20 protein-coding genes are annotated in these 21074 nt (G+C 67.1%); 12 read left to right on the forward strand and 8 right to left on the reverse strand.

Annotated features, from left to right (window positions below):
• The first annotated feature begins 1 nt into the window (after position 1).
• Positions 2–1468 (forward strand): glutamate synthase subunit beta, encoded by a 1467-nt coding sequence (locus ZRA01_RS07645; RefSeq protein WP_141350923.1) that lies wholly within the window; start codon positions 2–4, stop codon positions 1466–1468.
• A gap of 146 nt (positions 1469–1614) precedes the next feature.
• Here the strand turns inward: ZRA01_RS07645 and ZRA01_RS07650 are convergent, their stop codons facing one another.
• Together ZRA01_RS07650 and ZRA01_RS07655 are read right to left on the reverse strand one after the other, a co-directional pair.
• Positions 1615–2814, reverse strand: a complete 1200-nt coding sequence (locus tag ZRA01_RS07650; RefSeq protein ID WP_141350925.1) for an acetate/propionate family kinase — start codon at positions 2812–2814, stop codon at positions 1615–1617.
• Entirely contained in the window at positions 2811–4223 is a 1413-nt protein-coding gene (locus tag ZRA01_RS07655) for a bifunctional enoyl-CoA hydratase/phosphate acetyltransferase (protein ID WP_141350927.1), read from the reverse strand. Before ZRA01_RS07655 ends, ZRA01_RS07650 begins: the two co-directional genes overlap by 4 nt.
• Before the next feature lie 212 nt (positions 4224–4435).
• On the opposite strand from ZRA01_RS07655, the gene glmU reads away from it, so the two are divergent.
• From glmU to ZRA01_RS07685, 6 genes are all read left to right on the forward strand, one after another.
• Positions 4436–5800, forward strand: coding sequence for a bifunctional UDP-N-acetylglucosamine diphosphorylase/glucosamine-1-phosphate N-acetyltransferase GlmU (glmU, locus tag ZRA01_RS07660; protein WP_141350929.1), 1365 nt, complete (start codon positions 4436–4438; stop codon positions 5798–5800).
• A 61-nt stretch (positions 5801–5861) separates the two neighbouring features.
• The gene (gene glmS / locus ZRA01_RS07665; protein ID WP_141350931.1) at positions 5862–7700 is read left to right on the forward strand and encodes a glutamine--fructose-6-phosphate transaminase (isomerizing); all 1839 of its coding nucleotides are present in this window, start codon (positions 5862–5864) and stop codon (positions 7698–7700) included.
• Positions 7701–8086: 386 nt separating this feature from the next.
• Entirely contained in the window at positions 8087–10165 is a 2079-nt protein-coding gene (locus ZRA01_RS07670; RefSeq protein ID WP_141350933.1) for a DUF262 domain-containing protein, read from the forward strand.
• A gap of 1066 nt (positions 10166–11231) precedes the next feature.
• Positions 11232–12416 carry an ATP-binding protein gene (locus ZRA01_RS07675; protein ID WP_141350935.1) on the forward strand — a complete coding sequence of 395 codons (1185 nt, stop codon included), beginning with the start codon at positions 11232–11234 and terminating at the stop codon, positions 12414–12416.
• Positions 12417–12435: 19 nt separating this feature from the next.
• On the forward strand, positions 12436–12822 hold the full coding sequence (locus ZRA01_RS07680) for a hypothetical protein (protein ID WP_218028679.1): 387 nt from the start codon (positions 12436–12438) through the stop codon (positions 12820–12822).
• The gene (locus tag ZRA01_RS07685; protein WP_246093401.1) at positions 12798–13094 is read left to right on the forward strand and encodes a M48 metallopeptidase family protein; all 297 of its coding nucleotides are present in this window, start codon (positions 12798–12800) and stop codon (positions 13092–13094) included. Before ZRA01_RS07680 ends, ZRA01_RS07685 begins: the two co-directional genes overlap by 25 nt.
• A 46-nt stretch (positions 13095–13140) precedes the next feature.
• Here ZRA01_RS07685 and ZRA01_RS07690 read toward each other — a convergent pair whose 3' ends face one another.
• From ZRA01_RS07690 to ZRA01_RS07700, 3 genes are all read right to left on the reverse strand, one after another.
• Positions 13141–13632, reverse strand: coding sequence for a hypothetical protein (locus ZRA01_RS07690; protein WP_141350939.1), 492 nt, complete (start codon positions 13630–13632; stop codon positions 13141–13143).
• Between the two features lie 102 nt (positions 13633–13734).
• Positions 13735–14271, reverse strand: a complete 537-nt coding sequence (locus ZRA01_RS07695) for a DUF2058 domain-containing protein (RefSeq protein WP_141350940.1) — start codon at positions 14269–14271, stop codon at positions 13735–13737.
• A gap of 108 nt (positions 14272–14379) precedes the next feature.
• Positions 14380–14811, reverse strand: coding sequence for an oxidoreductase (locus tag ZRA01_RS07700; RefSeq protein WP_141350942.1), 432 nt, complete (start codon positions 14809–14811; stop codon positions 14380–14382).
• A 162-nt stretch (positions 14812–14973) separates the two neighbouring features.
• Between ZRA01_RS07700 and ZRA01_RS07705 the strand changes: the two genes are divergently transcribed.
• Genes ZRA01_RS07705 through ZRA01_RS07725 form a run of 5 tightly spaced genes read left to right on the forward strand, consistent with a single transcriptional unit; the run spans position 14974 to position 18994 of the window.
• Positions 14974–15579 (forward strand): TetR/AcrR family transcriptional regulator, encoded by a 606-nt coding sequence (locus ZRA01_RS07705; protein ID WP_141350944.1) that lies wholly within the window; start codon positions 14974–14976, stop codon positions 15577–15579.
• Positions 15576–16766, forward strand: coding sequence for an efflux RND transporter periplasmic adaptor subunit (locus ZRA01_RS07710; protein WP_141350946.1), 1191 nt, complete (start codon positions 15576–15578; stop codon positions 16764–16766). Before ZRA01_RS07705 ends, ZRA01_RS07710 begins: the two co-directional genes overlap by 4 nt.
• Complete coding sequence (locus ZRA01_RS07715) at positions 16763–17956, forward strand: ABC transporter permease (RefSeq protein ID WP_141350948.1); 1194 nt, start codon at positions 16763–16765, stop codon at positions 17954–17956. The genes ZRA01_RS07710 and ZRA01_RS07715 overlap by 4 nt, the downstream gene beginning before the upstream one ends.
• Position 17957: 1 nt before the next feature.
• Complete coding sequence (locus ZRA01_RS07720) at positions 17958–18662, forward strand: ABC transporter ATP-binding protein (RefSeq protein WP_141350950.1); 705 nt, start codon at positions 17958–17960, stop codon at positions 18660–18662.
• 50 nt (positions 18663–18712) lie between these two features.
• Entirely contained in the window at positions 18713–18994 is a 282-nt protein-coding gene (locus ZRA01_RS07725; protein ID WP_141350952.1) for a hypothetical protein, read from the forward strand.
• Between the two features lie 39 nt (positions 18995–19033).
• On the opposite strand, the gene mepK is transcribed toward ZRA01_RS07725, so the two are convergent.
• The 3 genes from mepK to ZRA01_RS07740 all read right to left on the reverse strand — a co-directional run bounded on the left by mepK (position 19034) and on the right by ZRA01_RS07740 (position 21074).
• A complete protein-coding gene (gene mepK / locus ZRA01_RS07730) occupies positions 19034–19582 on the reverse strand; it encodes a peptidoglycan L,D-endopeptidase MepK (protein WP_141350954.1) in 549 nt (182 codons plus the stop codon).
• Positions 19583–19746: 164 nt separating this feature from the next.
• Positions 19747–20442: a DUF2894 domain-containing protein gene (locus tag ZRA01_RS07735; protein ID WP_246093394.1), complete on the reverse strand. Its 696-nt coding sequence runs from the start codon at positions 20440–20442 to the stop codon at positions 19747–19749.
• Positions 20439–21074 carry an OmpA family protein gene (locus ZRA01_RS07740; protein WP_141350956.1) on the reverse strand — a complete coding sequence of 212 codons (636 nt, stop codon included), beginning with the start codon at positions 21072–21074 and terminating at the stop codon, positions 20439–20441. The genes ZRA01_RS07735 and ZRA01_RS07740 overlap by 4 nt, the downstream gene beginning before the upstream one ends.

Consider the following 21074-nt stretch of genomic DNA (forward strand, 5'->3'; position numbering starts at 1 on the left):
CATGGGCAAGCCAACTGGATTCCTCGAGTACGAGCGCCTCTCCGAGGCCTACGCTCCGGTCGAGCAGCGTCTCAAGCATTACAAGGAGTTCGTCGTCACCCTGAGCGACGAAGAAGCCGCCAAGCAAGGGGCGCGCTGCATGGACTGCGGCATCCCCTTCTGCAACAACGGCTGCCCGGTGAACAACATCATTCCCGACTGGAATGACCTGGTTTACCGCGGCAACTGGAAGGAGGCGATCGAGGTCCTGCACTCGACCAACAACTTCCCCGACTTCACCGGCCGCATCTGCCCGGCGCCCTGCGAAGCCGCCTGCACGCTCAACATCAACACCGACGCGGTGGGGATCAAGTCGATCGAGCACGCGATCATCGACAAGGCCTGGGCCAACGGTTGGGTTGTGCCGCAGCCGTCCGCCACCAAGACCGGCAAGAAGGTCGCCATCGTCGGTTCCGGCCCCGCCGGCCTGGCAGCGGCCCAGCAGCTGGCCCGCGTTGGCCACGACGTCACGGTGTTCGAGAAGAGCAGCCGAATCGGCGGTCTGCTCGGCTTCGGCATCCCCGACTTCAAGCTCGACAAGTCGGTCATCGACCGCCGCGTCGAGCAGATGCAGGCCGAGGGCGTCACCTTCCGTACCCAGGTGCTGATCGGCGACAAGAACCTGCCGGCCGGCATCAACAACGACGCCACCGAAACCATCTCGGCCGACCAGCTGAAGGCGGATTTCGATGCGGTGATCCTCGCCGCCGGCTCCGAAGTGCCCCGCGACCTGCCGGTCCCGGGCCGCGAGCTGACGGGCATCCACGCCGCGCTGGAGTTCCTGATCCCGCAGAACAAGGAAGTCCAGCAGGGCATCGCCAACCCGATCAACGTCAAGGGCAAGCACGTCGTCGTGATCGGCGGCGGTGACACCGGCTCCGACTGCGTCGGCACCTCCAACCGCCACGGCGCCGCCTCGGTGACCCAGTTCGAGCTGATGCCGATGCCGCCGGAGCAGGAGAACAAGGCCCTCACGTGGCCGAACTGGCCCTACAAGCTGCGCACCTCCTCGTCCCACGACGAAGGCTGCACCCGCGATTTCGCGGTGGCGACCAAGGGTTTCGTGGGTGATGGCCAGGGCAATGTGAAGGCGCTCAAGGCTGTTCGCCTCGACTGGAAGGATGGCAAGATGGTCGAAGTGGCCGGCTCCGAGTTCGAGCTGCCCTGTGACGCGGCCTTCCTGGCGATGGGCTTCACCAACCCGGTGGGCTCGCTGCTGGAAGCCTTCGGGGTCGACAAGGACGCCCGCAACAACGCCAAGGCCACCACCGACGGCGAGGGCTGCTACCGCACCAACGTCGAAAAGGTGTTTGCCGCCGGCGACGTGCGCCGCGGCCAGTCGCTGGTGGTGTGGGCGATCCGCGAAGGCCGTCAGGCCGCCCGCGAGGTCGACGCCTTCCTGATGGGGTCGTCGCTGCTGCCGCGCTGATCGGTTTTACGCGAGTCAACAAGAACGGCCCGGTGATCCCGGGCCGTTTTTTTTGCGTGCCTTCCGCGGTGGCGTCTTCTGAAGCCGACGCCAGGCCTGTATCGCGGGCGCCTGATCGCACGCCCGCGCCGGGTACTTGTCGCGGCTCAGCCCAGGCCGAGCAGGTTCACCGTGTGGTGGGCGATCATCCATTCCTCGTTGGTCGGCACCACCAGCACCTCGACCTTGCTGTCCTTGGCGTGGATGCGCGTGGCGTGGCGGTCGTTGGCGGCGGGGTAGAGGCGCACGCCGGTCCATTCGAGCCATTCGGCGATGCGGGCGCGGATCGGCGCGGCGTGTTCGCCGATGCCGCCGGTGAACACCAGCGCCTCGAAGCCACCGGCGGCCATCGTCAGCTGGCCGATCATGCAGGCGGCGCGGTAGCAGAAGAGCTCGATGGCCTCCTTGGCGGCGACCTCATCGGATTCGAGCAGCGCGCGCATGTCCTGGCTGATGCCGGAGACACCCAGCAGGCCGGACTGCTTGTACACCAGGTTGCTCAGGGCCTTGGCGTCCATGCCCTTCTGTTCGATCAGGTGCAGCATCACGCCCGGGTCGATGCTGCCGGTGCGGGTGCCCATCATGATGCCGTCGACGGCGGTGAAGCCCATGCTGGTGTCGCGGGACAGGCCGTCACGCAGCGCGCACATGCTGGCGCCGTTGCCCAGGTGGGCCACGACGATGCCGCCGCGGGCCTTTTCGTCGCCCAGCAGCGCCGGCAGCTGGCGCGCCACGAACTCATACGACAGGCCGTGGAAGCCGTAGCGCTTGATGCCCTCGTCGAACAGGGCGCGGGGCAGCGGGAAGCGCGCCGCCACCGGGTGGCGGGTGCGGTGGAACGAGGTGTCGAAGCAGCCCACCTGGCGCACCTCGGGCATCAGCGAGAACAGCGACTTGATCGCCCGCAGGTTGTGCGGCTGGTGCAGGGGCGCCAGCGGGATCAGGGTTTCCAGGGTGCTTACAGCGTCCGGGCTGAGCACCACCGGGCCGCTGTAGTGGTCGCCCCCGTGCACGATGCGGTGGCCGGCGGCGACGATCTCGACGCCCGGGCTGTGGCGGCGGATCCAGTCGAAGACGAACTCGAGGGCGTTGCGGTGCTGGCCGTTCTGGTCGGTGCCGTCGGGCACGGCCAGGTTTTCGGTGAAACGCTCGCCGGTGTGGGTGTCCTTGGCGTGCATCAGCGGCTCGGCGCCGATGCCCTCGACCTGGCCGGAGAGCTGCGGCAGGTCGGCGAGCCGCGGCGTCATCGGGAAGAGGGCGAACTTGAGGCTGGACGAGCCGGCGTTGAGGATGAGGATGGCTTTCACAGGCGGACTCCCTGGCGACGTTTGTGGGCCATCAGCTGCGCGATGGCGCAGGAGGCGGTGCGGGTTTCGGCGGTATCGGCGCGGCTGGTGAGCACGATGGGCACGCGGGCGCCGAGCACCACGCCGGCCATCAGCGCATCGGCCAGGTATTCGAGCTGCTTGGCCACCATGTTGCCGGATTCGAGGTCGGGCACGACCAGGATGTCGGCCTGGCCGGCCACCGCCGAGCGGATGCCCTTGGTCTTGGCGGCGACGAGGGAGATGGCGTTGTCGAAGGCCAGCGGGCCGTCGAGCAGGCCGCCCTTGATCTGGCCGCGGTCGGCCATCTTGCACAGGGCCGCGGCATCGAGGGTGGAGCGGATCTTGACGTTGACGGTCTCGACCGCCGACAGGATCGCCACCTTGGGCTCGGGCACGCCCATCATGATCGCCAGCTCGATGGCGTTCTGGATGATGTGCACCTTGTCTTCGAGGGTGGGCTCGATGTTGATCGCCGCGTCGGTGATGAGGAGCGGGTGCGGGTAGGTGGGCACGTCGGCCATGAACACGTGGGACAGGCGGCGCGCGGTGCGCAGGCCGGTCTCGCGGGCGACCACCTCGCTCATCAGCTCGTCGGTGTGCAGCGAGCCCTTCATGAGCGCCTCGACTTCGCCGCTGCGTGCCAGCTTGACGGCGGTGGCCGCCGAGGCGTGGCTGTGGGGCACGTCGATGATGCGCACGCCGCGCAGATCAAGGTGCTCGCGCTCGGCCACCTCGCGGATCTTGGCCTCGGGGCCAACCAGCACCGGGATCACCAGGCCGGCGTCGCGGGCCTGCAGCGGGCCGCGCAGGGATTCGGTGTCGCAGGGGTGGGCCACCGCGATGGGGATCGGCTCCATGCCCTTGGTCATCTCGAGCACATGCAGGTAGCGCTGCTGGCGGTCGGAGATGGTGATGCCGGGCAGGGCGATGCGCGGGCGCTTGATCTTCTCGGTGGGCGCCATCACCTCGGCGGTGCCGTCGATGACCTTCAGGCCGTCCTGGTTGACGCACAGGCATTCGAGCAGCAGGTGGTGGTTGTGCTCGAAGCGATGGGTGCAGGTGATGGTGACCGTGAGGGTGTCGCCGATGGTGATCGGGCGCCAGAACTTGAGGGTCTGGCCCACATACACGGTGCCCGGGCCGGGGAATTCGGTGCCGAGGATGGACGAGATCAGCACGCTGCCCCACATCGAGTGGCCGACCACCTCGCGGAACTGGCTCGAGCGGGCGAACTCCGGGTCGACGTGGGTGGGGTTGACGTCGCCCGACATCACCGCGAACAGGTGGATGTCTTCGGGGCGGAGGGTGCGGACCAGATGCGCGGCGTCGCCGATGGCGATCTCGTCGAATGTCCGGTTCTGGATGAAATCGTGTGCTTCGATGGTCATGGGGATCTTTCTGGTTTCTGCAATGCAGCAATCGAATTCTACGGAAAACCGTGTGACGAACTTTAGTGTTAGATCAAAAACCCTGTTGCGTCGCATCATCCGGCGTGCAAGGCTGGCACCAAACCGAGAATTCTGACGCTAAGAGCGTAAATTTACCCGTGCTATCATCGGCGCGAAGCCGATTTCAATTCAAACCGCATCAAGGGAAGTCCATGGAAGTCATCGTTCTCGCCGCCGGGCAGGGCAAGCGTATGCGTTCGGTGTTGCCGAAGGTCCTGCAGCCGCTGGCCGCCAAGCCCATGCTGGGCCATGTGCTGGATACCGCCCGCGCCCTCGAGGCGCGCCGCATCGTCGTGGTGTACGGCCACGGTGGCGAAGTCGTGCGCGAAGCCCTCGATGCGCCCGACCTGGCCTGGGCCCGCCAGGACCCGCCCCAGGGCACCGGCCACGCCGTGCAGCAGGCCATGCCCCTCGTCGAGGACGGCGACACCGCCCTCATCCTTTACGGCGACGTGCCCCTCATCGGCGTGCCCACCCTGCAGCGCCTGATGGCCGCCGCCGGCGACCGCCAGATGGCGCTGCTCACCGTGCACATGGCCGACCCCACCGGCTACGGCCGCATCCTGCGCGACGCTGCCGGCCAGGTCACCCGCATCGTCGAAGAGAAAGACGCCACCCCCGACGAGCGCCGCGTCACAGAAGTTAACACCGGCATCCTCGCCGCCCCCGTCGAGCGCCTGCGCCACTGGCTCGCCAACCTTAAAAACGACAACGCCCAGGGCGAGTACTACCTCACCGACATCATCGCGATGGCGGTGGCCGAGGGCATCCAGGTGATCACCACCCAGCCCGACGCTTTCGAGGAGACTCTCGGCGTCAACAATAAAACCCAGCTTGCCGAACTCGAGCGCATCCACCAGCGCAACATCGCCCGCGGCCTCACCGACGCCGGCGTCACCGTGATCGACCCGGCCCGCCTCGACGTGCGCGGCCAGCTCATCTGCGGCCGCGACGTGGAGATCGACATCAACTGCGTCTTCGAAGGCCGCGTCGAGCTCGGCGACGGCGTGCGCATCGGCCCCAACTGCGTGATCCGCAACGCCACCCTCGGCGCCGGCACCAAGGTTGCCGCCTTCTCGCAGATCGAAGACACCGTGATGGGCGAAGCCTGCGTGATCGGCCCCTACGCCCGCACCCGCCCGGGCACCGTGCTCGGCGCCGACGTGCACCTGGGCAACTTCGTCGAGGTCAAGAACAGCAACATCGCCGACCACTCCAAGGCCAACCACCTGGCCTACGTGGGCGACGCCGACATCGGCAAGCGCGTCAACGTGGGCGCCGGCACCATCACCTGCAACTACGATGGCGCCAACAAGTTCCGCACCATCATCGAGGACGACGTCTTCATCGGCTCCGACACCCAGCTCGTCGCGCCGGTGCGCGTCGGCCGCGGCGCCACCCTCGGCGCCGGCACCACCCTCTCCAAGGACGCGCCGCCCGAGCAGCTCACCGTCTCCCGCGCCAAGCAGGTGTCGGTAGAGGGCTGGAAGCGCCCGGTCAAAGCCAAGAAAGCCTGATCCAACCCATTTCATCTTCAATCCGGCCCCAGGGCCGGATTTCCTTAAAGAGGCTCCCCCTATGTGTGGCATCGTCACCGCCATTGCCCGTCGCAACATCGTCCCCGTGCTGCTCGAAGGCCTGCGCAAGCTTGAATACCGCGGCTACGACTCCGCCGGCCTGGCCGTCCTGAAGACCGAAGGCACGCCCGAACTCACTCGCCTGCGCGCCGTCGGCCGCGTGGCCGAACTGGCCGCCCAGGCCGACGCCACCCAGCTGTCCGCCAACATCGGCATCGCCCACACCCGCTGGGCCACCCACGGCGTGCCCTCCGAGCGCAACGCCCACCCGCACATCTCCGGCGGCCTCGCGGTGGTGCACAACGGCATCATCGAGAACTTCGAAGAGCTCCGCAGCAAGCTGCAGGCCAAGGGCTACGCCTTCACGTCCGAGACCGACACCGAGGCCATCGCCCACCTGCTGCACGACAAGCTCAAGACCATCCCCGACCTCTTCGACGCGGTGCGTGCCACCATCGCCGAGCTCGTCGGCGCCTACGCCATCGGCGTGCTCACCGAGGCCGACCCCAGCCGCGCCATCGTCGCCCGCAAGGGCTCGCCGCTGCTGCTGGGCATCGGCGAAGACGGCCACTACGCCGCCTCCGACACCGCCGCGCTGCTGCAGGTCACCCGCAAGGTGGTGTACCTCGAAGACGGCGACGTGGCCGAGCTCACCCTTGACAGCTACCGCGTCACCCTTCAAGACGGCACCCCGGTCGAGCGCCCGGTGAACATCTCCAGCCTGTCCGCCGACGCGGTCGAGCTGGGCAAGTACCGCCACTACATGCAGAAGGAGATCTTCGAGCAGCCCCAGGCCCTGGCCAACACCCTCGAGATCATCGCCGGCGGCGGCGGCATCAGCCCGCAGATCTTTGGCGCCGAGGCCGTCGACGTGCTCAAGGCCACCCGCCGCGTGCTGATCCTCGCCTGCGGCACCAGCTACCACTCCGGCTTCACCGCCCGCTACTGGCTCGAATCGGTCGCCAAGATCCCGTGTACCGTCGAGATCGCCTCCGAATACCGCTACCGTGAATCGGTGCCCGACGCCGACACCCTGGTCGTCGTCATCTCCCAGTCGGGCGAAACTGCCGACACCCTGGCCGCCCTCAAGCACGCCAAGAGCCTGGGCATGACCAAGACCCTGGCCATCTGCAACGTGCCCGAGTCCGCCATCGTCCGCGAATCGGCCCTGCGCCTGATCACCCGCGCCGGCCCCGAGATCGGCGTCGCCTCCACCAAGGCCTTCACCACCCAGCTCGCCGCTCTGGCGCTGCTGACGCTGGCCCTGTCCAAGATCAACGGCCACCTCAGCGCCGAGCAGGAAGCCGGCTACCTCAACCAGCTGCGTCACCTGCCGGTGGCCGTCGCCAAGGTGCTCGAGCTCGAACCCGAGATCGAAAAGTGGGCCCAGCGTTTCGCCGGCAAGCACCACGCGCTCTTCCTGGGCCGTGGCAGCCACTGGCCCATCGCCATGGAAGGCGCCCTCAAGCTCAAGGAAATCTCCTACATCCACGCCGAAAGCTACGCCGCCGGCGAGCTCAAGCACGGCCCGCTGGCCCTGGTCGACAAGGACATGCCCGTCATCGCCGTGGCCCCGGCCGACGAGCTCCTCGAAAAGCTCAAGAGCAACCTCCAGGAAGTCCGCGCCCGCGGCGGCGAGCTCTACGTGTTCGCCGACGCCGGCTCCGAGATCCCGGAATCCGAAGGGGTGCACATCCTCCACATGCCCGAGCACTACGGCATGCTGTCCCCCATCCTCCACGTCATCCCGCTGCAGCTCCTCAGCTACCACGCCGCGCTCGTCAAGGGCACCGACGTGGACAAGCCGCGCAACCTCGCCAAGTCGGTGACGGTGGAGTGATTTTTTGGGAGCTTCAGCGGGGCTTTATGACTTTCTGAGTTGGAGATCCTGCGCCCTTTGATGTGATAACGCCCGGCTTGCCGGGCGTTGTTGCGTGTGAAGGCGGGGATGTGGAGTGTGGGGTGGTTTTCGGCCATTGCTGACGTTCAGCGTCGTCTGCTTGAACGTCTCAAGTACTACGCAAAGCTGACTGCACAGCCTCCGCAAAACCCGGGGCGATTCATCCACCACCAACCGGCCTACCCGCCATGAATCCTGGCGCAAGTGTGGTTCGCCGACTCTTTGGATAAGAGTCATACTGCAGACTGAATAGGCCAACTAGTCGAATAGTCATCCCGCGACGCGCCTGGGCCAGCACATCACAATAAGGAAGGGAGAAACGGCCCATGCAGCCGAACAAAACTTCACCGCTGACGCTTTTCAGTCAGTCCTTGCAGTATCTGGTGCCCATCTTTCAGCGTGGTTACGTCTGGACCGTTGAGCGTCAGATTCAGCCGCTGTGGGCCGACATCGTCGACCGGGCCCGTGAGCTGGAACGCTACATGGCTATTCGGCAAACCGCAGAGGCTCAAGGAGCCCCTCACTTGGCGCGAAAGCCTCGACAGCATTTTCTCGGAACAGTCATCGTCACCGAGCACCGGGATGGCACGATTGGCGAACCGAGAACTACCGAGGTAATCGATGGCCAGCAACGCATGACCACCACGCAAGTGCTGGCGCTGGCATTCCGCGATGTCGTGGCTGACCTTGATGATGAGTTCCTGCGTCAGTGCATGGACACCTACACTTGCAACGCAGGCACCTACCGCATGCCTCATGCGCGCTACAAGGTATGGCCCACCAATGCCGGGCACCAGGAAATGACTGATTTGGTTGAGTGTCGGTCGCTCAAGAAGGTCTGCGAGCGCTACCCGGTAGCGACGATCGGCGGAGGCAAGAGCCGCAAGCGCGTGCCCAGGCCTCTAATGGTGGAAGCCTATCTGTACTTCTACGGTGTCATCGGCCTTTTTTTGCGCAGTGTGGATTTCGACGAAGTGGTGCCACCCAAACCCGGCAGCCTGGAAGAGCTGACCGACGAGGTGTTGATGGACCAGGGCCACGACGTAGACCGCTCCCTCGGTGCCCATTGGATTCGTGAAATTCGGCACGAGTCCGACCCCAAGCTGCCGCGGAGCGAGCGGCCCATCCAACCTGAGCGCATTCAACTGCTGATTTCCACGCTGACAGAGTACGTGCAGTTGATTGAACTGCGTCTCGGTGCGGACGACGATGCGCAGGTGATCTTCGAATCGTTGAACGACCGAGGCGAACGGTTGACGCCAGCCGACCTGGTGCGGAACTTCGTGTTCCTGGAGGCCACTCGCAATAACACGTCTGCGGCCGCCTTGTACGACCAGCATTGGCGCGACTTCGATGAGGCTCCGGCCGAGAAGGGGGCGGTCAGCAAGAGCAAGCTGTTCTGGAAAGTGGACGAGCGACAGGGGCGCCTGACGAACACGCGGTTGGACACCATGCTGTACCACTACGTGTCGATGCGTACGATGAACGACGTGAAGCTCGACCACGTCTTCGAGGAGTTCAAGCAGTGGTGGTTGGCCGGAAGGAAGGACGTAGACCAGGAGCTTGTACGCCTGAAACAGGCTGCCGCCGTGTTCCGGGCGATGGTGTATCCGGACCGCACCACGCGCTTGGGCCGTTTTGCCCACAACCTACGGGTGTTGGACAGCACTACCGTCACGCCAGTGGTGCTGTTCTTGGCCGAGCGCCTGGGGTGCGACAGTGATGCCTTCCTGTCGTGCCTGACCGTGATCGAGTCCTACCTCGTGCGGCGTGCCGTGTGCGGCCGATCGACCAAGGCTTACAACCGAGTCTTCCCTGGGCTGCTGAAGCGTTTGAGCGAGGCGAATGCGCCAACGTCTGAACTGCTTGCCGCGCATCTTCAAGGTTTGTCAGGCGGTGAGACCCAAGATTGGCCTGACGATGCGATCTTCCAAAAGGCGTGGCTGGAGTTCAATACCTACAAGGTGCTGCGTACTGCCAAGACGAAAATGCTGCTTGAGGCCTTGGAACTGGGCAGTCGCAACGAAGTGCACCATGAGTCGACGCAATTGCCGTCCGCCGCGCTTCATGTCGAGCATGTACTCCCTGTGGCTTGGGAAATCCATTGGCCTTCGCCAGGGGACGAGAATGCGGTGCTGCTGCGCAACCATCTGCTGCACAACATCGGCAATCTCACGCTGCTAACAGCGAAGCTGAATCCCTCTCTGAGCAACTCGGGCTTTGGCGTGAAGCGCCCTGAGATTACGAAGAGCCTGCTTGCGCTGAACGCCCACTTTCAAGGCACGATCTTTACCATCGCAGAGCCTGTGTGGGACGAAACGCGCATCCGCGAACGGGCTCAAGCACTATTTGCAGTCGCGGTCCGCATCTGGCCCTTCAGCGTATCGATTTCAGCGAGGCATTGATTGGGGAGAAACAGCGGATTCATCAACAGGCTTGGCGCGTCTTGAATCGCCCCGGCTTTCATAGTCGCATCCAAGGTCCGCATTTCTCTCTTGAACGGCCGGTATCACGAAGTCCATCGGGCGTCGGCCGACGACCAGTCAGACGCCTGCGTTGTCTCCAGCACCCTCCCAGGATTGGTTTGAACCGTTCGAGTTTCACGCGCCTCCGTGCCTGACCGAGGCTGCAAGGCCCGGCGCCCGGTTTTTGCCGGGAACACCGTCAGCTACACACCCCCCCCGCCGATCCATTTCCGCGCCGAACCATCTCTGCAACGACGACGCGTTCCAGACAGCCCGAATCAAGGCTGCCGCTCCGCCCGTCGCCCTCGACAACAAGCCGCGCTGCAGGCTTGCCCCGCTGGCGACGCCTGAGACCCGGCATCGAACGCTACCCCGCGCCCCGCAGGGCGAGCCAGTGCAGCAAAAAACGCGCTTTCACACCAAAAAACGACGTTGCCGGGCCTTGCAACGTCGTTTTTTCATTGAACAACGTCGTTGCACGACGTAAAACAACGATGTCGGGCCTGACAACTCAATTGTTTGACCGAACAACAACGATGTTTAGCCTGACAACGTTGTTTCACGCCGAAAAACATCAATGTTTGTGCTGACAACGACGTTGTCGGGCCCAACAATGACGACGTCGGGGCCGACAGCTCGATTTCACGGCGAAAAACTGGCTTGTCTGGCCGAACCGCCCGGTTTGCAGGCACTGAAGCAAGGCTCTCCGCCTTGAGGCAAGCACGGTGTCCGTGTCGGTGATGCCTTCGCCGGGATCGGCAAGGTGTTCGAGGGGGTGCCCTGAACGCCCGGGCGGGCACAGATCGGCGTGTCGGCAGGTTTGTGGGCTTCAGCCGAGCCCGCGCCTTCAAGCAGGCCATGGCCCGGGCGCTGCTGACCGGCCGTGGCGCCCCGGTTGGCCTAGCCTGCGGCGGGTGCTCCCCGCCCTGCAGGCGAAGCCAGCTTTATTGACTTTTATCAGATTCGCGATAAATTATCCCTGCAAAGATAATTTCGGATAATCGCCATGATCGCCTTCCCCCGCAGCACCCTGGCGCAGGGTCTGGTGGCCGCCCTGCAAGGCAAGGCCCTGCTGGGCGATGCCCACAACGGCCTGTTCCTGGCCGCGCCACGCCGCACCGGCAAGTCCACGTTCCTGCAGGGGGACCTGCGGCCGGCCTTGCAGGCCGTCGGCGTGGTGGTGGTCTATGTGGACCTGTGGGCCGACGCCCGGCGCGACCCGGGCGGGCTGATCGCCGAAGCCATCGCCCGGGCGCTGGCGCCCCAGCTGGGCCTGGTGGCGCGCACGGCCCGCAAGGCCGGCCTGGACAAGGTCAAGGTGGGTGGCCTGGAGGTGGACACCAGCAAGATCGGCAAGGTCGATGGCCTCACCCTCACCGACGCCCTGCGCCTGCTGCATGAGAGTGCGGGCAAGCCGGTGGCGCTGATCATCGACGAGGCCCAGCACGCCCTCACCAGCGAAGCCGGCGAGGCGGCCATGACGGCCCTGAAGTCGGCCCGCGACCAGCTCAACCAGCCCGGGGTGGTGAACCTGATGCTGGTGATGTCGGGCTCCGACCGCGACAAGCTGCTGCGCCTGGTCAATACCGTCGGCGCTCCGTTCTACGGTTCGCAGATCCAGCGCATGCCGCCCCTGGGGCCTGACTTCATCGCCCACATCGCTGCCCTGATCGAAGCGCAGCGGCCTGAACTCCGGCCGGTGGATCAGGCTCTGCTGCAGCAGGCCTTCGAGGTGTTCGGCCATCGGCCCCAGTTCTTCATGGCGGCGCTGGGCCAGGTGCTCAGCCCCCTGGCCGCCCTGAGCGGGCGCTTCGAGGTGGCCCTGCTGGAGGCCGCGCAGCAACAGCAGGCCCAGGACGAGGCCCAGATGGAGTCGGAATACCTGGGGCTCAAGCCCACCGAGCAGGCCGTGCTGTGGCGGATGCTGGAGCAAGGCCAGCGCTACCGCCCCTACGACGCCGAGGCGCTGCGCTTCTACCGCGACAAAACGGGCCACCCGGTCAGCGCAGCCCAGGCCCAGCGGGCGCTGGAGGCCCTGCGCCAGCGCACGCCGGCGCTGGTGTGGAAGTCGGCCCGGGGCGAATACGCGCTGGAAGACGCGGCCATGCACCGCTGGTTCGAGACACGCAAGGAGGCCGGCCAATGGCCCCCCGCTGCGCCCCAAGGGCTGCTGCCCTTGGACGACGACTAAAGCCGGCTCCCATGCGGGCATGAGCGAGCGCATCGATAAGCCAGAACGGGCCACCCAGAACCGGGTGGTCGAACTGTTCACCCGGCAGCTGGGTTACCGCTACCTGGGCGACTGGTCGGGCCGCGAGGGCACGCACTGCATCGACGAGGGTTTGCTGACAGCCTTTCTGGCCCGCAGTGGCTACAGCTCGGCCCACATCAGCGCCACGCTGCACAGGCTGCGCACCGAAGCCTTGCGGCACGGGCGCACGCTGTACGCCGCCAACCAGGCGGTGTACCCGCTGCTGCGCTACGGTGTTCCGGTGAAGGTGGCGGCCGGCCAGGTGAAGAGGTTCTGGATGGCTGGTGCCGGCAGCAGCTGCGGGACGCGCTGCCAGCGCTACTGGACAAGTGGGAGCCCTTGCTGAAGGTGAAGGCCAGGCGGGTGTTCGTACAGCGCATGAAGACCAGATGGGGCCGCTGCACGCCCGCATCCGCTTGCATCCGGCTCAACACCGACCTGGCCAAGAAACCACCGGAGTGTCTGGAATACATCGTGGTGCATGAGCGGGGGCACCTGCTGGAGCCCACGCACAATGAGCGTTTTGCAGCGCTACTGGACCTGCACTTGCCGCGTTGGCAGCACTTGAGGAAGCAGCTCAACCGCCTGCCGGTGCGGCATGAGGGGTGGGAATTCTGACGCAGGAGCGCCTGGGTTCGAGGGGGCGCCCGCCCACCTGCCGGCCTCAGCCCCCGGCGGCCTTGAAGCCCGGGTGGCGGAAGTATTTGGCGTAGGACTTGAGGGCCTGGACGACGCGCACCGCGCCGTCGTGCCGCGGGGCGGCGGCCTTGCCTTCCATGGCCTCGGCGCCGGCCAGCAGCTCGGCGATGACCAGATGGAGCTGGGCGTCGGCTTCGGGGGCCAGCTTGCAGCGCTCGACGGCGTAGGCCACGTTGCGGTTGACGGCGGCGGCCAGGGCGTCGTAATCGGCCTCGCCGAAGCGGCTGTGGTGGATGGCGGGGAGCGCCTTGGCCATGGCCCGGTTGATGCCGTCCATCGACTGGCGCAGCGGGGTGTCGGTGGCCCATTGCCTGCCGGCGTTGAGGCGCAGCGTGGGCTCGCTGGCGTGGCTGTCGCCGTGGTGATGGTGGGCGTCGGCGGCCAGCGCGGGGAGGCTGGCCGAGGCGCCGGCGATCAGGGTGACGGCGGCGAGGGCGAGCAGGCGTGGGGTTTTCATCGGGGGGGCTCCGGGTCGGCTGTTAATACCTGACGACTATAGTCGGGTATGGGCCGGCCGGCTTTAACCGGCATCAAGCCGGGCGCCGGGCCCGCCGCCGGCCTACCACATCAGGTCGTCGGGCACCTGGAAGGCGGCATAGGGGTCGTCCGCCTCGACCTCGGTGCTGGCTTTCTTGATCTGCACCACCAGCGACGGGTCGCGCTCGGCGATCTTGTCGGCGATCACCTTGGGCAGCAGCTCGGTGGCCTCGCCCAGGCAGACGATCACCAGGTGGCCGGCGATCAGGTGCTCGCGCACCTTGGGCGACACGTGCACGCGCTTGATCTTGTTGTCGTGGGTGAAGTTGTAGGCGACGTCGCCCTTACCCTTGCTCTGGCGGTTCTGCTGAACCATTTGCACGATCTGCGCCATGATCGCCTTCTGGGTGGCCGCGGCGTCGCGCTGGGCGTTGAGCTCGCGGGCCCGCTCGGCGTTCTTGCGTTGGATCTCGAGGGCCGCCAGGCGCGCCTCGTCGACGCTCTGGGTGCCGGCCCGGCGCTCGTCCTTCTTTTGCTTGGCTTTTTCCTGGTGGACCTGCTTGGCCTTGCCCTTGTTGACCAGGCCGGCTTTCAAAAACTGTTCCTGCAAGGAGGCCATGTCTGCCGCTCCGTAAATGGGTTCATCCGGCCGGGCTGAGGCGCCGGCCTGGGGGAGAGGCGGGAGGATAGCAAAGATGGCGGGGGAGCGGCTTCGGCGGGTGCGGCGTCAGCCGTCCGGTCCGGCCTTGGTGGAGCGGATCAGGCCGATCAGGTCGTGGGGCTGGCCGCGCATGAGCTTGAGCAGCTCATCCCGGGCGCGGGCGAATTCGACGCCGTCGGCCACCAGCTTGTCGAGCATCTCGCCAAAGCGCTGGCGCCGCCGCAGGCCCCCGGGCGACTGGTCGCGGCGGTCGGAGAAGGTTTCGAGCAGGGTCGAGCCGCAGGCGCAGTTGCGAAACACCTCGACGATCGCGGCGCCGTCCTCGTCGATGCCCTCCTTCAGCCCGGTGTGGTCGGGCCGCACCTGCCGGGTGGCGGCCAGAAACTCGGCGGCGTCCTCGTATCGGTGCCCGCAGTTGCGGCATACCTTGGGGAAGGTCGCCTCTTCGAGGGCCCGCAGGCTGCGGAACAGGTCTTGGTGGGAGTAGCGGAGGCTCATGGGGCCGGGATGGAGGCAAAGAAGCTTTAACGGCCACGGATGCATTCATTTTAGTGCGGGCGGCGGTGCGACAATCGGTCGCAGGCTGCGGCCCCGGGAATGCACCGGCCCTTTTCCGTCGAGCAGCTATAATTGTAAGTAACTTATTACATACAAACGGCCATGCCTTCCAATCCCCGCCAATCAACCGGGTCGCGTCAGGCCGAGATCATCGCGACGATGCTTGCGCTGGCGGCCGCCAGAAATCCTGCCGACATCACGACGACCGACATCGCCAAAGCGATGGGCGTTACGCAGGGCGCGCTGTTCCGGCATTTTTCAAGCAAGGAGGCGATCCGGCTGGCGGTGGCCGAGTGGATCGAGGCGCACTTGATGGCCAGGCTGGGCGAGGCGCGGCAGGCGGCTCCCGATGCGCTGCAGGGGCTGGAGGCGATGTTCCTGGCCCATGTGCAATTCATCCGGGAGCTTCCCGGCGTCCCGCGCTTTGTGTTTGCCGAGCTTCAGCAGCCGGGTGATTCGCCAGTGCGCCAATGCGTTCAGAAGATCATGCAGCGCCACCGCCAGACCGTGGCTGAAGCGCTGGAGAGCGCCAAGGCCGTGCAGCTGATCCGGCTCGACCTGGATTGCCACGCCGCGGCGGCCCTGTTTCTGGGTGCCATCCAGGGGCTGGTCATCCAGACCATGCTGGGCGAGGTGCCGGCGGAGATCGATGAGCGGGCCCGCGGGGTGTTGCGCCTGTACCTCTGCGGCCTGGGAGCCAGGCCATGAAGCCTGGCAGCTTGTTCAGCCGCAAGGCCGGTCTTGGGCTCCTGGCGGCTGTCCTCATCGTCGGCTTTGGCTGGGTGGTCGCGCGCTCGGGCCCGCTGTCGCCCATACGTGTGACGAGCCTGCGTGTCGAGGCGGGCGCCTTGTCGCCGGCTATCTTCGGCATCGGCACCGTCGAGGCGCGGCGCAGCTATCTCATCGGGCCCACCGCCGCCGGGCGCGTGCGGGCCGTCCATGCCGACGTCGGCGAGCGGGTGAGGGCGGGGCAGGTGCTGGCCGAGATCGACCCGGTGGACCTGGACGAGCGCCTGCGTTCCAGCGAGGCGGCGCACACCCGGGCGACCAGCGCCGTCGCCGCGGCCGAGGCCCTGCGCAAGGATGCGCTGGCCAGACGCCAGCTGGCCGAGCTGAATGCCCGGCGCTACCGGGATCTGGGCGGCAGGAGCTTTGTGAGCACCAGCGCGGTGGAGGGCAAGCAGCAGGAGCTGGATTCCGCCGCCGCGACGCTGGAGGCCAGCGAGGCCAACCTGCAGGGCGCCCGGCAGGAGCTGCGCCGCCTGCAGGCCGACCAGGACGGCCTCTTGCAGCAAAAGCGCAACCTGCACTTGCTGGCCCCGCGGGACGGCCTGGTGATCAGCCGGGACGCCGAGCCGGGCTCCACGGTCGTCGCCGGCCAGGCAGTGCTCCGGGTGGTGGAGCCGGAGAGCCTGTGGGTGAAGGCGCGGCTGGACCAGGGGCGGTCGCGCGGGCTGGCGGTCGGGCAGGCGGCGGAGATCGTCCTGCGCAGCCATGCCTCGACGCCGCTGGCGGGCAAGGTGGCTCGCATCGAGCCACTGAGCGACAGCGTCACGGAGGAGCGCATCGCCATGGTGAGCTTCGAGCGGATTCCCGACGGGCTCGGAGTGGGTGAGATGACCGAGGTCACCATCAACACCGGTTCGGCTCAGCCCGGGCTGGTTGTGCCGAATGCGGCCATCAAGCCGATGGCCCAGGGGGCCGGGGTATGGAAGCTCACCGAGGGCAAACCGCGTCTCACCCCGGTAAAGTTGGGCAACACCAGCCTCGACGGCGCCGTGCTGGTGGTGGCCGGCCTGGCGGCGGGCGACGAGGTCGTTGTGCATAGCGAACGTGAGCTCGCTGAGGGTGCGCAGGTGAAGGTCGTCAGCCAGCTCGTGGGGGCGCCGCGGTGATCAGCCTGGCGGGGCGCGACATCCTGCACTCCTGGCCCAGGTTCGTGCTGACCGGGGTCGGCCTCGGCCTGCTGATCGGCGTCACCTTGACGATGGCCGGCGTGTACCGCGGGATGGTCGACGACGCCCGGGCGCTGCTCAACAACAGCGGGGCCGATATCTGGGTCGTGCAGCAGGACACCCAGGGGCCCTACGCCGAGTCGTCGAGCATCCACGATGACGCCTATCGCAGCTTGCGCGTGCTGCCAGGGGTGGCGCGGGCGGCTAGCGTCACCTACCTGACGATGCAGGTCCGGCGCGGCGACATCGACGTGCGTGCGATGGTGGTGGGCTTCGAGCCGGGGCAGCCGGGCGAACCGGGCTATCTGGTGGCCGGCCGGCAGATCACCCGCAGCCACTACGAAGCGGTGGCTGATGTGAAGACCGGGTTTCAGCTGGGCGATACCTTGCGCATCCGCCGTCACGACTATCGGGTGGTCGGCCTGACGCGGCGGATGGTCTCGTCGGGCGGCGACCCGATGGTCTTCATCCCGCTCAAGGACGCCCAGGAGGCGCAGTTTCTGAAGGACAACGACGCCATCCTGGGCGAGCGGGCCCGCACCGCGGCCAACCCGGCGCTCAACCGCCCCGGCGTGCCGGGCTTGCTCGAGGCGCTGCAGGCGTCGCAGACCGCCAACCGCAACGTCAATGCGGTGCTCGTCCAGGTGGCCCCGGGGGCCGATACGGCCAGCGTGGCGGGCGAGATCCGGCGCTGGAAGCACCTGCAGGCCTACACCCGGCCCCAGATGGAGGAGATCCTGGTGTCCAAGCTGATCGCCACCTCGGCAAGGCAGATCGGCATGTTCCTGGTCATCCTGGCCATCGTGAGTGCCGCCATCGTGGCCTTCATCATCTACACGATGACGCTGGGCAAGATCCGCGAGATTGCCGTGCTCAAGCTGATCGGCACGCGCAACCGCACGATCGCCGGGATGATCCTGCAGCAGGCGATGGGGCTCGGCCTCATCGGCTTCATGGTCGGCAAGACGGCGGCAACCGTCTGGGCGCCGTTCTTTCCAAAATATGTCCTGCTCGAACCTGGCGACGCCGCGCGCGGCCTGCTTGTGGTCATGGTGATCTGCGCCCTGGCCAGCACGCTTGCGATCCGGGTCGCCTTGCGGGTCGACCCGGCGACGGCCATCGGAGGTTGAATTGGAAGGCTTCGGGATTCACATCGCGGGTCTCCGCAAGCGCTACGGCGAAGGGGAGGCCGTGGTCAATGCCCTCAAGGACGTCACCATGACCGTCGCCCCCGGCGAGGTGGTCGGCCTGATCGGCCCGTCGGGCTCCGGCAAGAGCACCCTGCTCAAATGCCTCGGGGCCGTCATCGAGCCGACCGCCGGCCGGATGACGCTGGGCGACGAGGTGATCTTCGACGACGGCTGGAAGATCCCCGACCTCCGGGCGCTGCGCCGCGACCGGATCGGCTTCATCTTCCAGGCGCCCTACCTGATTCCCTTTCTGGACGTCACCGACAACGTCGCTCTGTTGCCGATGCTGGCGGGCCAGCCGAACGACGTGGCGCGCAGACGGGCGAGGGCATTGCTGGACGCGCTGGATGTCGGCCACCGGGCTAAAGCGCAGCCGTCCCAGCTCTCCGGTGGCGAGCAGCAGCGCGTCGCGATCGCCCGCGCCCTCGCCAATCAGCCGCCCGTGATCCTGGCGGACGAGCCGACGGCGCCGCTGGACAGCGAGCGGGCGCTCGGGGTCGTGCGCATCCTCAACGAAATGGCCGGGCAGTTTCGGACCGCGATCATCGTCGTCACCCACGATGAAAAGATCATTCCCACCTTCAAGCGCATTTACCAGATCCGGGATGGCAAGACCTTTGAAGAGAAGGGCCAGGGAGCCGGCTGAGGCGCCGTAGGGCGATGGGGGCATTCGCCATGCAAGCAGAAGGAGCTCCGATGAAGAGCCGGACTGCGAGAACTCGGGTGTTATCGATTTCCGCCGCATTCGCGCTGACGGCGTGTGGTGGGGGCAGTGGTGGGGCGGCTTCCGTCGATGCCACCCAGCCGGTGGAGGTTGTCGTCGACGGCGTCGCCCAGATCAGCGCGGCGCGGCTCGGCGGCGTGCTGGGAGCCGTGCCCGTGGAGCCCTTGAGCACGGCGGAGCAGACGTCGCTGATGTTCATGCGGGAAGAGGAGAGGCTGGCCCCGGCCAAATATGCGGCCATCGTTGGCGGCTAGGCCGGGCGCGGCGCGTTTGCCCCGCGGGAGCGCCGCACTTCACCAGCTGCGCACGCGGCCGGTGTCGAGGTGCACGAACTGTTCCTTCGGGTAGTAGCCCACGCCGCCGGCCTGCAGGGCGAGGGCGGCGTCGCGCAGGCTGGCGAGGGGCACGCCGGGCAGGCGGATGTCGATGGCCTTGCCGTCCATGTGCAGGCTGCGCCGGGCAACGCCGCCGCCACGGGTATTGCGCAGCGTGGTGTTGGTGGCCGGGCAGCGGTAGCCGGAGATCACCTCGAAGGCGCCGCCTTCGCCAAGGCTGAGCTGGAGCTGGTGGAGCAGGTCGAAGAGCTGCGGGTCGATGCTGCCGACCTCGCCCGAGTAGTGGTCGCGCAGCAGCAGGTTGAAGGCGGCCAGGCTGTCGGGCAGGTAGTGGGCGTCGATGGCGTAGGTGAGGGCGAGCTGCTCGCCGGTGTGGGTGTGGCTGAAGGCCAGGCTACGGGTTTCGGGCTGGTTGGCCAGGGCCGGCAGCGCGGCGCCGGCCAGCAGCAGGCCGCTGGTGTGGCGCAGGAAGCGGCGGCGGGGCGGGCGGGGGTGGGCTGGCGTCATGGTCGGCGGTGGGGCGTCGGGGCGATTGTCAGGGTAGAGCCGGGTGGCGGTGATGGAGTTCCCCGGGGTGTCGGCACGCAGCTGCCGGCGATCCGTGAATCCGCTCGGCAGGCTCGCTCATTTTTACGCGCGAAGCCCCATCGTGGCGTTAGTAGCGGCGAGCGTTAGCCACCTGCCTTGCCGCGGGCCGGCTTGCGCTTCTTGTCCCGCTCACCAAGGACGATGTTTTTGGGGGCCGGTTTGGCGCCGCCGTCGGCCTGCTCCAGCCACAGCAGGGCGTCGGCGTAGTCCATGAAGTGCTTGAGGTAGGCTGGCGAGATGTCGCGCATCAGGCGCAGGGCGCGCAGCACCAGAAAGTGCGAGTTGAGCGGGCCGGCGTTCTCCGGCTCGTCGGCGAGGGCCTGGTGGAACTGCTGGTCGACGCGCAGCTTCGACCAGGTGTCGCGGAAGCAGCTGAGGGCCTTGAGCTCGGCGGGCGCGGCGGGGTGGGTGGCGTCGGGCTCGGGGGCGGCGAAGACGCTGCGGTTCTGCCCGGCGATGTGGGCGAGGAGCTCGGCCAGCGGGCTGGCGGCGGCGGGGGCATCGCCGGGTGCGTCGGCGCGGCCCGGCACGCCTTCGCAGCGCGCGGCGTAGTCGTCGATGGCCCGGGCGAGGCGGCCTTCCAGCAGTGCCCGTGCCGTGCCGCGGGTGGCGGCGGTGCGGCGGGCGAGGGCTTCGATGAAATGGAAGCGCACCGGGTCGCGCAGCCCGGCGCCCTGGGCGCGGAGGGCGGCGATGGCCCGCGCCGCGGGGCTGTCATCGAGGCTGTCACCGGGGCTGTCGATGGCGCCCGGCCCGGCCGGCGGCGGCATGGCGCTCATTGGTTGGTGGCAGCCTTGGCCGACTTGGGCACCGGCGCCATCTCGACGCGGCGGTTCCTGGCGCGGCCGTCTGCGTCGGCGTTGGAGGCCACCGGCTGTTCGTGGCCGAAGGCGGCGGCGAACACCGACGACGAGGGCAGGCCCTCCTCGATCAGCGCGCGGGTGACGGTGAGGGCGCGCTGGGCCGACAGCTCCCAGTTGTCGGCGAACTGGCGGTTGCTGTCGCGCACCGGCTTGTCGTCGGTGAAGCCGCTGACCATCAGCATCTCGTCGCGGCCGGCCAGGTAGGCGGCCAGCGGCGCGGCGAGGCTCTTCAGCACCTGGCGGCCTTCGGGCTGCAGTTGGTCGGAGTTGAGGGCGAACAGCACGCTGCCGCTGATGCCGATGCGCCCGTTGGCGAGCGTCACGCGGCCGCTGGCGAGGGGCACGGCGAGGGCTTTCTCGAGGGCCTCGCGGCGCTGCTCCTCGATCTGGCGTTTCTGCACCTCGGCTTCGAGGCTGCTCACCAGCTCAAGCTGCACGCCGAGCACGCCCACCAGGATCAGCACGAAGGCCCCCAGCAGGCCCGACATGAGGTCGCCAAAAACGGCCCAGACGGTGGAGTGTTCGAGGCCGGCGTCGATGTCGTCCAT

Source organism: Zoogloea ramigera (assembly GCF_006539865.1).
In the GTDB taxonomy this organism is placed as follows: domain Bacteria; phylum Pseudomonadota; class Gammaproteobacteria; order Burkholderiales; family Rhodocyclaceae; genus Zoogloea; species Zoogloea ramigera.